The organism is Blautia faecis (genome assembly GCF_027662325.1).
In the GTDB taxonomy this organism is placed as follows: Bacteria; Bacillota; Clostridia; order Lachnospirales; family Lachnospiraceae; genus Blautia_A; species Blautia_A faecis.
Map to the genome: position 1 here is coordinate 1 of NZ_JAQDKY010000070.1, position 9,248 is coordinate 9,248.

Annotated in this window: 10 protein-coding genes; 2 read left to right on the forward strand and 8 right to left on the reverse strand. The window is 45.0% G+C overall.

Going from position 1 to position 9,248, the window contains the following annotated elements; genetic code table 11:
* Window positions 1-21: 21 nt before the first annotated feature.
* Complete coding sequence (locus PGQ38_RS18550; RefSeq protein ID WP_270414179.1) at window positions 22-855, reverse strand: deoxyribonuclease IV; 834 nt, start codon at window positions 853-855, stop codon at window positions 22-24.
* Window positions 856-1,224: 369 nt separating this feature from the next.
* Here PGQ38_RS18550 and PGQ38_RS18555 point away from each other — a divergent pair, with 369 nt between their 5' ends.
* Window positions 1,225-2,598, forward strand: a complete 1,374-nt coding sequence (locus PGQ38_RS18555; protein WP_270433048.1) for a sodium-dependent transporter — start codon at window positions 1,225-1,227, stop codon at window positions 2,596-2,598.
* A gap of 147 nt (window positions 2,599-2,745) precedes the next feature.
* Window positions 2,746-3,999, forward strand: a complete 1,254-nt coding sequence (locus PGQ38_RS18560) for a CapA family protein (RefSeq protein WP_270433050.1) — start codon at window positions 2,746-2,748, stop codon at window positions 3,997-3,999.
* A 54-nt stretch (window positions 4,000-4,053) separates the two neighbouring features.
* Here the strand turns inward: PGQ38_RS18560 and queA are convergent, their stop codons facing one another.
* From queA to ylxM, 7 genes are all read right to left on the reverse strand, one after another.
* Window positions 4,054-5,079 (reverse strand): tRNA preQ1(34) S-adenosylmethionine ribosyltransferase-isomerase QueA, encoded by a 1,026-nt coding sequence (gene queA / locus PGQ38_RS18565; protein ID WP_118578849.1) that lies wholly within the window; start codon window positions 5,077-5,079, stop codon window positions 4,054-4,056.
* On the reverse strand, window positions 5,066-5,830 hold the full coding sequence (gene trmD, locus PGQ38_RS18570; RefSeq protein WP_118578851.1) for a tRNA (guanosine(37)-N1)-methyltransferase TrmD: 765 nt from the start codon (window positions 5,828-5,830) through the stop codon (window positions 5,066-5,068). The genes queA and trmD overlap by 14 nt, the downstream gene beginning before the upstream one ends.
* A complete protein-coding gene (gene rimM, locus PGQ38_RS18575; protein ID WP_118578853.1) occupies window positions 5,831-6,334 on the reverse strand; it encodes a ribosome maturation factor RimM in 504 nt (167 codons plus the stop codon).
* A gap of 104 nt (window positions 6,335-6,438) precedes the next feature.
* Window positions 6,439-6,669: a KH domain-containing protein gene (locus PGQ38_RS18580; RefSeq protein ID WP_021926512.1), complete on the reverse strand. Its 231-nt coding sequence runs from the start codon at window positions 6,667-6,669 to the stop codon at window positions 6,439-6,441.
* A 160-nt stretch (window positions 6,670-6,829) separates the two neighbouring features.
* Window positions 6,830-7,075 (reverse strand): 30S ribosomal protein S16, encoded by a 246-nt coding sequence (gene rpsP / locus PGQ38_RS18585; protein ID WP_117852013.1) that lies wholly within the window; start codon window positions 7,073-7,075, stop codon window positions 6,830-6,832.
* 54 nt (window positions 7,076-7,129) lie between these two features.
* Window positions 7,130-8,482 (reverse strand): signal recognition particle protein, encoded by a 1,353-nt coding sequence (gene ffh / locus PGQ38_RS18590; RefSeq protein WP_270433052.1) that lies wholly within the window; start codon window positions 8,480-8,482, stop codon window positions 7,130-7,132.
* Window positions 8,483-8,485: 3 nt separating this feature from the next.
* Window positions 8,486-8,809 carry a YlxM family DNA-binding protein gene (ylxM, locus tag PGQ38_RS18595; RefSeq protein ID WP_118578857.1) on the reverse strand — a complete coding sequence of 108 codons (324 nt, stop codon included), beginning with the start codon at window positions 8,807-8,809 and terminating at the stop codon, window positions 8,486-8,488.
* Window positions 8,810-9,248 lie beyond the last annotated feature (439 nt).

A 9,248-nucleotide genomic window follows, 5' to 3' on the forward strand; every position in this document is an offset into this window, starting at 1 on the left:
TTCAACACACTAAATAGCAATTTATTCTGAATATCTTTCCCTAAGAAGTGCAATTTCTCTTGTCCAACCCTCATCATCATTAGGCGTTTCCAGAATAAAAGGCTTTCCCTCCAATGCCGGGTGCCGGATGACACGGACAAGGGCATCAAGACCAATCTGGCCTTCCCCGATTCTGGCGTGGCGGTCTTTGTGACTGCCAAGAGGGTTGAGGCTGTCGTTTAGGTGGATGGCTTTTAAGTGGTCGAGACCGATGATGCGGTCGAATTCAGTTAAGACACCGTCCAGGTCGTTTATAATATCGTAGCCACCATCCCACACATGGCAGGTATCCAGGCAGATTCCAAGTTTATCGCGTTTTTCTACAAGGTCCATGATGGCACGAAGCTCCTGGAAATGGCTTCCCACCTCAGAGCCTTTTCCAGCCATGGTTTCAAGAAGAACTGTAGTGGTCTGTTCTTCAGTAAGAACTGCATTCAGCACTTCTGCAATCTTCTGAATTCCAACCTCTATTCCCTGTCCCACATGGCTGCCTGGATGGAAATTATAATAATTTCCTGGTGTGGCTTCCATGCGTTTCAGATCATCCGAAAAAGTATTTCTGGCAAAATCCCGCAGATTTTCTTTGGCCGCACAGGCATTTAAGGTATAAGGCGCATGCGCCACGATTTTGCCGAATTCATGCTCCCTGGCAATCTCCTGAAACTTCGCCACATCTGCAGGGTCAATAGCTTTTGCATTCCCTCCTCTTGGATTTCTGGTAAAAAATGCAAACGTGTTGCCGCCATTTTTTACAATCTGGCGTCCCATGGCTGCGTAGCCTTTGGATGATGAAGTATGATTTCCTATATATAACATGTCGTTTTCCCTTCTTATTTACTATTTTATTATGAAAATCCCGTACGGTAGTCAAAAATGAGCCATGCTTGCACGAGCGAACTCTTGGATATCGAACGGGCTAGACCGTATGAGTAAGTAGGGCGATGGCCCGGATTACGAATGCGGTCGGCAGCTGCGGGAGCGCCATAGGCGCGAAACAGCTGACTCTCAGGCACTCCTTAAGTACATCCTATATATTTTAGCATTTCCCCCTTCTTTTTCAAGATATTTATTGACGAAAACCCATTTTATTCTTATACTGTTAAAAGGTGTGCTCTTCTGTAAAAAAGACTTTTGTCCCATACTTTTTCACAGAATTCATACATAGAAAAAAGGAAGGAAATCAACATGAAAGAACGTGAAAAGTTTTCATCCCGGCTTGGATTTATTCTCATTTCAGCCGGCTGCGCCATTGGAATCGGCAATGTATGGCGCTTCCCTTATATAACAGGACAGTACGGCGGCGCAGCATTTGTACTGATCTATCTTCTGTTCCTTTTAATTCTTGGACTGCCTATTATGGTTATGGAATTTGCTGTCGGACGCGCAAGCCGCAAGTCCGCTGCCAGAAGCTTTCATCTCCTTGAGCCAAAGGGCACCAAATGGCACCTTTACAGCTATGGAGCCATGCTTGGCAACTATATGCTGATGATGTTTTACACCACTGTAGGCGGCTGGATGCTGGCTTACTTCTTTAAAATAGCAAGCGGCACCTTCACAGGTCTTGATACAGAAGCGGTAGGAAACGTATTTAACACCATGCTCTCCAATCCTGGAGAAATGACCTTCTGGATGGTAATCGTAACTGCATTCGGTTTTGGTACCTGCTGCATGGGACTGCAAAAAGGTGTTGAGCGTATCACAAAGGTTATGATGGTATGTCTTCTTACTATTATGGTAGTTCTTTGCGTTAAGAGCTGTACGCTTCCAGGTGCCATCGAGGGTATTAAGTTCTATCTTCTCCCGGATTTTGGCCGTCTGAAAGAGAACGGACTGCTTTCCGGTATTTATGCCGCTATGGGACAGGCATTCTTCACCTTGAGCCTTGGGATCGGCGCAATGGCAATCTTTGGAAGTTATATCGACAAAGACCGTAGCCTTATGGGCGAATCCATCCAGATTGGTATTCTGGATACTTTCGTGGCACTAATGGCCGGACTTATTATTTTCCCGGCATGCTTTGCTTACAATGTAAGCCCTACACAGGGTGTTGGACTTGTATTCGTAACACTGCCGAACATGTTTAACCAGATGATGGGCGGTCGTTTCTGGGGTGCACTGTTCTTCATCTTTATGACATTCGCAGCTCTCTCCACCATCATTGCAGTATTTGAGAATATCTTAAGCTTTGCCATGGATCTGTGGGGCTGGAGCCGTAAGAAGGCAGTTCTGGTAAACGGAATTGCAATCTTTGTTTTATCCATGCCATGCGTACTTGGTTTCAACGTATGGAGCGGATTTCAGCCACTGGGCGCAGGAAGCACCATCCAGGATCTGGAGGACTTCATCATCTCCAATAACCTGCTTCCGCTTGGAAGCCTTGTTTACCTGCTGTTCTGCGTAACCCGCTACGGATGGGGATGGGACAATTTCATCAAAGAAGCGGATACAGGAAACGGCATTAAATTCCCGAAGTGGGCACGTCCATATCTTACCTATGTACTGCCGCTTATTGTACTGTTGATTTTCGTGATGGGTTATTACGATAAATTCTTCAGATAAATATTATTGTAATGTAAATCAAAGGCAAAAGTTCACAGGGCTATTCACTCAAAACATGACCTATGGATTTTTGCCTCAATGTTTATACGGAACAAACACGTCGCCTGTCGGCGACATCATATACAAAAGCCATATGAGGACAGACGTATGCAAAAGAAAAAGAATTTATACAAAAAATCCAAATATTACCGCCGGCGCCAGAAAAAAATCCGGCAGATCTGTATGACCGCAGGTGGTGTCCTGCTGCTGGTGGTACTGCTCCTGATCGTCCGGGGATGTGCAGGAAAGACAAAGAGTGTAAACTCTTCGAATATAAACAACGCAACCAACGAAAATACAACTGGTTCTGCTCTTTCTTCTGACAGCGAAAAGAACGATTCTTCATTTGCCGATGGAGCTAAGCAGACTGCAGAATCTTCCAGTGACAGCTCAGATTCATCTTCTGATTCCGAAAGCAGCGATACTGTTTCAACAAAATCGAAGCACGACACCCCAGTCACCCTTACTATAAGCGTTGTGGGAGACTGTACCCTTGGTACAGATGAAGCCTTCGATTACAGTACCAGCCTGAATGCATATTTTGAAAATTATGGAAAAGAATACTTTTTACAGAATGTAAAGAGCATTTTTGAAGCAGATGACCTGACTATCGCCAACAATGAAGGAACCTTCACAGACAGCAGCAGCCGCGAGGATAAAACCTTCGCATTCAAAGCACCCGCATCTTTTGCAGGAATTTACTCCAGCAGTTCTGTGGAAGCAGTAAACACAGCCAACAACCACAGCCATGATTACGGCGAGCAGAGCTTTCAGGATACCATGGATGCCCTGGATGCCCAGGGAATTGTTCATTTCGGCTATGATGAGACGGCTGTAATGGATATAAAAGGGGTAAAAGTAGGTCTTGTGGGAATCTATGAGTTATACGATCATCTAGAGCGTGAACAGCAGCTGAAAGACAACATTGCCAAGGTAAAAGAAGATGGCGCAGAGCTGATCATCGTTATCTTCCACTGGGGAAATGAAAAAGAAACCGTTCCAGACTCCAATCAGACCACACTTGGACATCTTGCCATTGACCTTGGTGCTGATCTTGTGTGTGGACATCATCCTCATGTACTTCAGGGAATTGAAGAATATAAAGGAAAGAATATTGTATACAGCCTTGGAAACTTCTGCTTCGGCGGAAACAGCGCCCCAAGTGACATGGACAGTATGATTTTCCAGCAGACCTTTACCATCTCAAACGACGGCGTAAAAGCAGATAATGTAACAAATATCATCCCATGTTCCATCTCCTCCGCTTACGGCTATAACAATTACCAGCCAACACCTGCTGAAGGGGATGAAAAGACCAGAATTATGGAAAAAATCCAGGAAAGAAGTTCCTGGATCGGATAAAAAAAATATGTTATTCAGCACCCCCAGAGCGAAAGCTCCGGGGGTATTTTTTGATTATAATATCAGCATCGCATCTCCAAATGAAAAGAACCGATACTTCTCCTGCACTGCCACCTCATAGGCATGCAGAATATTCTCTTTTCCAGCCAGTGCAGACACCAGCATAACCAGTGTGGATTCCGGCAGATGGAAGTTGGTGATCAGACCGTCGATCATCTTAAATTTATAGCCTGGATAGATGAAAATTTCAGTCCAGCCACTTCCAGATTTTAGAACTCCATCCTCACCAGTTGCAGACTCCAGTGTACGGCAGCTGGTAGTTCCAACTGCGATCACACGGCCGCCATTTTTTTTGGTGTCGTTGATCAGCTTCGCCTGGTCTTCTTCCACAATGTAAAATTCAGAATGCATGTGATGCTGTTCTACATCATCTACTTTAACCGGACGGAAAGTTCCAAGACCTACGTGAAGCGTTACATGGGCAATATTTACGCCCTTGGCTTTCACCTGTTCCAGAAGTTCTTTGGTGAAATGCAGACCTGCTGTAGGAGCTGCTGCGGAACCCTCATTCTTTGCATAAACAGTCTGGTAGCGATTCTTATCCTTTAATTTATGAGTGATATATGGCGGCAGCGGCATCTCTCCCAGCTGGTCCAAAATCTCCTCAAAAATGCCTTCATAATGGAACTGGATCAGACGGTTGCCTTCGTCCACCACGTCGATGATCTCGCCCTCTAAAATGCCATCACCAAATGTGATTTTGGCACCTGGACGAGCCTTTTTGCCAGGCTTTACCAGGCATTCCCAGATATCGTTCTCTCTTCTTTTCAGAAGAAGGATTTCGATCACTGCGCCAGTCTCTTCCTTGTGACCGTAAAGCCTTGCCGGAATAACCTTGGTATCATTGATAACCAAAGTATCACCTTCATTCAGATAGTCCAGTATATCCCTGAAATGGCGATGCTCAATACTGCCATCTGCCATAGAAAGATGCATAAGTCTGGAAGAACTTCTGTCCTCCAGCGGATCCTGGGCGATCAGCTCCTGAGGGAGCTCATAGTAAAAATCAGATGTTCTCATCTTTGGATTCCTCCTCTTTCCACTGCTTTTTCAGCTGCCGCACAAAATTCCATTCTTTGTTGGTGAGATCTGCCTTTTTCAGCAGATCCGGGCGCCTTCTGGCTGTACGAATGATAGACTGCTCTCTGCGCCACTTCTCTATATTTGCATGATGACCGGACATAAGAACCTCCGGAACCTTTTTACCATGCCACTCTTCCGGGCGGCTGTACTGGGGATATTCCAGAAGGTTTCCTGCAAAGGACTCGGTCTCGCCAGACTCCTGATTGCTGAGCACGCCTGGAACCATGCGGGAAATAGAGTCCATCATAACCATGGCCGGAAGCTCGCCGCCTGTAAGCACATAGTCTCCGATAGACACATAATCCGTCACAATTTCTTCCAGAACACGCTCATCAATTCCCTCATAGTGACCGCAAAGGAAAACCAGGTCTTCCTCTTTCGCCATGTCTCTTGCCATCTGCTGATTAAACACCTGTCCCTGCGGGGTGAGATAAACCACACGGGGGCGCTTCCCGGCTTTCTCGGCAATCGCTTCATAAGCCAGGTAAACCGGTTCTGCCTGCATCAGCATTCCAGCACCGCCGCCGTAAGTATAATCATCTACTTTCTGGTGCTTGTTAAAAGCATAGTCGCGGATATTTATGGCCTCCACAGAAAGGATTCCTGCATTAATAGCACGTCCTGTAATGCTGGTGTTCATTCCATTCCGGATCATTTCTGGAAAAAGGGTCAAAACATGGAAATTCATTTACAAAAGTCCTTTCATCAAATGTACCGTCATCACATTCTCCTCCAGATCAACGTCAAGGATGCATTCCTTGATTGCCGGGAGAAGTACTTCCTGATGATCTGGAAGCTCTACTACGTAAACATCATTGGCTCCTGTTTCCATAACATCTTTCAGGGTTCCGAAATGGGTGTTGTCCTCCAGAACCACTTCCATGCCAATCAGGTCGCCGATGTAATATTCATCTTCATCCAGTTCCTGGGCTTCTTCTCTGGGAACCCACAGGTCTCTGCCTTTGTACATTTCAATATCATTTATATTATCAATCCCGTCAAATTTCAGGATCACAAGATTCTTAAAAAATTTCACGTTACGGATTTCCAGCTTTTTCATCTCTCTGCCAGCATCCAGAATCACGTATTCAAGATCCAGGAAACGCTCCGGATCTGTGGTAGGGAATACTTTTACTTCTCCCCGCACGCCATGAGTGGTGGTAATTACTCCAACCTTTAATAAATCTTCCATTCAAAACTCCTCTACAAAAAACGAATATGTCTGCCGTCCAGGACTTTCATAAGTAAAAACAGGAGCCATGTCTCCACAGCTCCTGCATCCATATATCTTGCTTATCATTGCAGAATATCTACAATCACTTTTTTGCTGCTTTTGGAAGAAGCCGCTTTTACTACGGTACGGATGGCCTTGGCGATTCTGCCCTGACGTCCGATCACCTTACCCATATCAGATGGTCCTACCTTCAGTTCGATAACAACAGCGTCATCCTTTTCTGTTTCGGTAACGACTACTTCGTCCGGATTTTCAACAAGAGATTTTGCAATTACTTCTACTAATTCTTTCATTACACACCTCCCTGATCCCGCCCCGGAGCATATTCAAAAAATGCCCTCATCTGGACGTTACAGAAATACCCCCTGAAAATTGCCGGTTACAGTTCACGACTTTCACAGGAAATACTGTGCAGTCTGAACCATTCTGGCAACCTCTAAGATACTCCTTAAATTATTTCTCGATTCCGGCCTGTTTGAGGATCTTAGCAACAACTTCTGTAGGCTGAGCACCGTTTGCAAGCCATTTCTTAGCTGCTTCTTCGTCAACCTTGCATACACTTGGCTCCTGGTTTGGATCATATGTTCCGATCTCTTCGATACATCTTCCATCACGTTTGCTGCGGGAATCTGCAACAACGATTCTATAGTAAGGTGCTTTCTTCTGTCCCATTCTTCTTAATCTGATCTTAACTGCCATTTTAATTTTCCTCCAATTTACTTTCTCTTTATTAGTTAATTTAATTATTTTATGTTAAAAAGGAAGCTTGAAGCCGCCTCTTTTACCACCCATTTTGCTGCCGCCCATGAGACCCGGCATCTGCTTCATCATCTTCTTGCTCTGCTCAAACTGTTTCACAAGGCGATTGACTTCTGCAACCTCCACACCTGCGCCTCTGGCAATTCTGTTCTTGCGGGAAAGGTTCAGGATTCCCGGATTAGAACGCTCCTGTGGAGTCATGGAAAGAATAATGGACTTGGTTCTGTCCATTGCTTTCTCATCAATCACACTCTCCACATCTTTCATCTTGCTTCCCACACCTGGGAGCATATTCAGGATACTAGAGATTCCGCCCATCTTATTCATCTGTTCAAGGCTGGTAAGATAGTCATTGAAATCAAAATCCATCTTCTTCAGCTTCTTGGACATCTCCTGGGCTGCTTCCTGATCTACGGCTGCTTCTGCCTTCTCGATCAGGCTCATTACATCTCCCATACCAAGGATACGGGATGCCATTCTCTCCGGATAAAACTGTTCCAGATCGGATAACTTCTCTCCCATACCTACATACAGGATTGGCTTACCGGTTACGGACTTGATGGAAAGGGCTGCACCACCACGGGTATCACCATCCATCTTGGTCAGGATCACTCCATCGATTCCAACCTTCTCTGCAAAAGTCTGGGCTACATTGACTGCATCCTGTCCGGTCATGGCATCTACTACAAGGACTGTAGCATCTACCTCAATATTAGCCTTAATATCAGCAAGCTCCTGCATCATATCCTCATCGACATGAAGACGACCTGCTGTATCAATGATCACTACATTCTGCTGATTCGCCTTGGCATGTGCAACAGCCGCCTTGGCTATGTCTACCGGGCTCTGTTTATCGCCCATGGTAAAGACTTCCACGCCTTGTTTCTCACCGTTTACCTGCAGCTGAGTGATCGCTGCGGGTCTGTAAACGTCACAGGCTACCAGAAGAGGTTTCTTACCTTTCGACTTGATCTTACCTGCAAGCTTGGCTGCCGTAGTGGTCTTACCAGCTCCCTGAAGACCTGCCATCATAATGACAGTCAGATCATTGCCAGGCTTGATCGGAAGCTCTGTAGTCTCGCTTCCCATAAGATTAACCAGCTCTTCATTTACAATCTTGATGACCATCTGGCCTGGGTTCAGTCCGTTCATAACGTCCTGTCCAACTGCACGTTCCTGTACAGATTTCGTGAACTGTTTCACGACTCTGAAGTTAACGTCTGCTTCAAGGAGTGCCATCTTAACTTCTTTAAGAGCAATCTTAACATCCTCTTCGGTCAGACGGCCTTTGCTTCTCAGCTTCTTGAATACATTCTGAAGTTTATCTGTTAAGCTTTCAAATGCCATGAATTATAACTCCTCTAAAATCACATTGGATATTGCCTCAATATCATCAGCGTGATATCCGGATGCAAGCTCATGTATCTTCTGTACCTGTCCCCGGATATTCACAAACTTCTCCACCAGATGCAGCTTCTCTTCATATCCTTCCAGTGCTTTGTCACAGCGTCTGATCATATCATGTACGCCCTGACGGCTGATATTCAGTTCCTCTGCAACCTCACTTAAAGAATAATCCTCTAGAACTACACTCTCGTAGATCTGCTGCTGTCTCTTCGTAAGAAGCTCTCCGTAAAAATCATAGAGCAAAGTACGTTCCACAAACTTTTCCATTCGTTATCACCTTGGGTATCATACCGTATTTTGTGGTGTGTGTCAAGTGTTTTTTCTTTACACGCAATATTTTTTATATGTCCAAATTTATTATACGCTATTTCTAATTGTCTGCCCTTATGTTATACTATAAAAGCTGCCGAGCCTCCAGCAGAAAGGAGGTGAATTCGATGGATAATATTATTGCTCTAATCCTTGTCCCTGTCGCAGTAAATGTAATTAGCTACTGCATTTACAAATGGCTGGACAGAAAAGACAAATAGGCAGCATAACAGCCTAAGGCATAAGCCACCTACATAAACGGAATAGAAAACCCCGGAAGTCTCGCACACCTCCGGGGTTTTCGTTTGCTTTCGATGGACTATTGCTCTAATCCTTAGCTACTATTAGGATATGCCATAACCAACGAAATGTCAACTTAAAATTCACATATTTTACT

Bases quoted from the DNA above. Each gene is read 5' to 3' on its own strand.
- PGQ38_RS18550 (WP_270414179.1), bottom strand. From the start codon at position 855: ATGTTATATATAGGAAATCATACTTCATCATCCAAAGGCTACGCAGCC.
- PGQ38_RS18555 (WP_270433048.1), top strand. From the start codon at position 1,225: ATGAAAGAACGTGAAAAGTTTTCATCCCGGCTTGGATTTATTCTCATT.
- PGQ38_RS18560 (WP_270433050.1), top strand. From the start codon at position 2,746: ATGCAAAAGAAAAAGAATTTATACAAAAAATCCAAATATTACCGCCGG.
- queA (WP_118578849.1), bottom strand. From the start codon at position 5,079: ATGAGAACATCTGATTTTTACTATGAGCTCCCTCAGGAGCTGATCGCC.
- trmD (WP_118578851.1), bottom strand. From the start codon at position 5,830: ATGAATTTCCATGTTTTGACCCTTTTTCCAGAAATGATCCGGAATGGA.
- rimM (WP_118578853.1), bottom strand. From the start codon at position 6,334: ATGGAAGATTTATTAAAGGTTGGAGTAATTACCACCACTCATGGCGTG.
- PGQ38_RS18580 (WP_021926512.1), bottom strand. From the start codon at position 6,669: ATGAAAGAATTAGTAGAAGTAATTGCAAAATCTCTTGTTGAAAATCCG.
- rpsP (WP_117852013.1), bottom strand. From the start codon at position 7,075: ATGGCAGTTAAGATCAGATTAAGAAGAATGGGACAGAAGAAAGCACCT.
- ffh (WP_270433052.1), bottom strand. From the start codon at position 8,482: ATGGCATTTGAAAGCTTAACAGATAAACTTCAGAATGTATTCAAGAAG.
- ylxM (WP_118578857.1), bottom strand. From the start codon at position 8,809: ATGGAAAAGTTTGTGGAACGTACTTTGCTCTATGATTTTTACGGAGAG.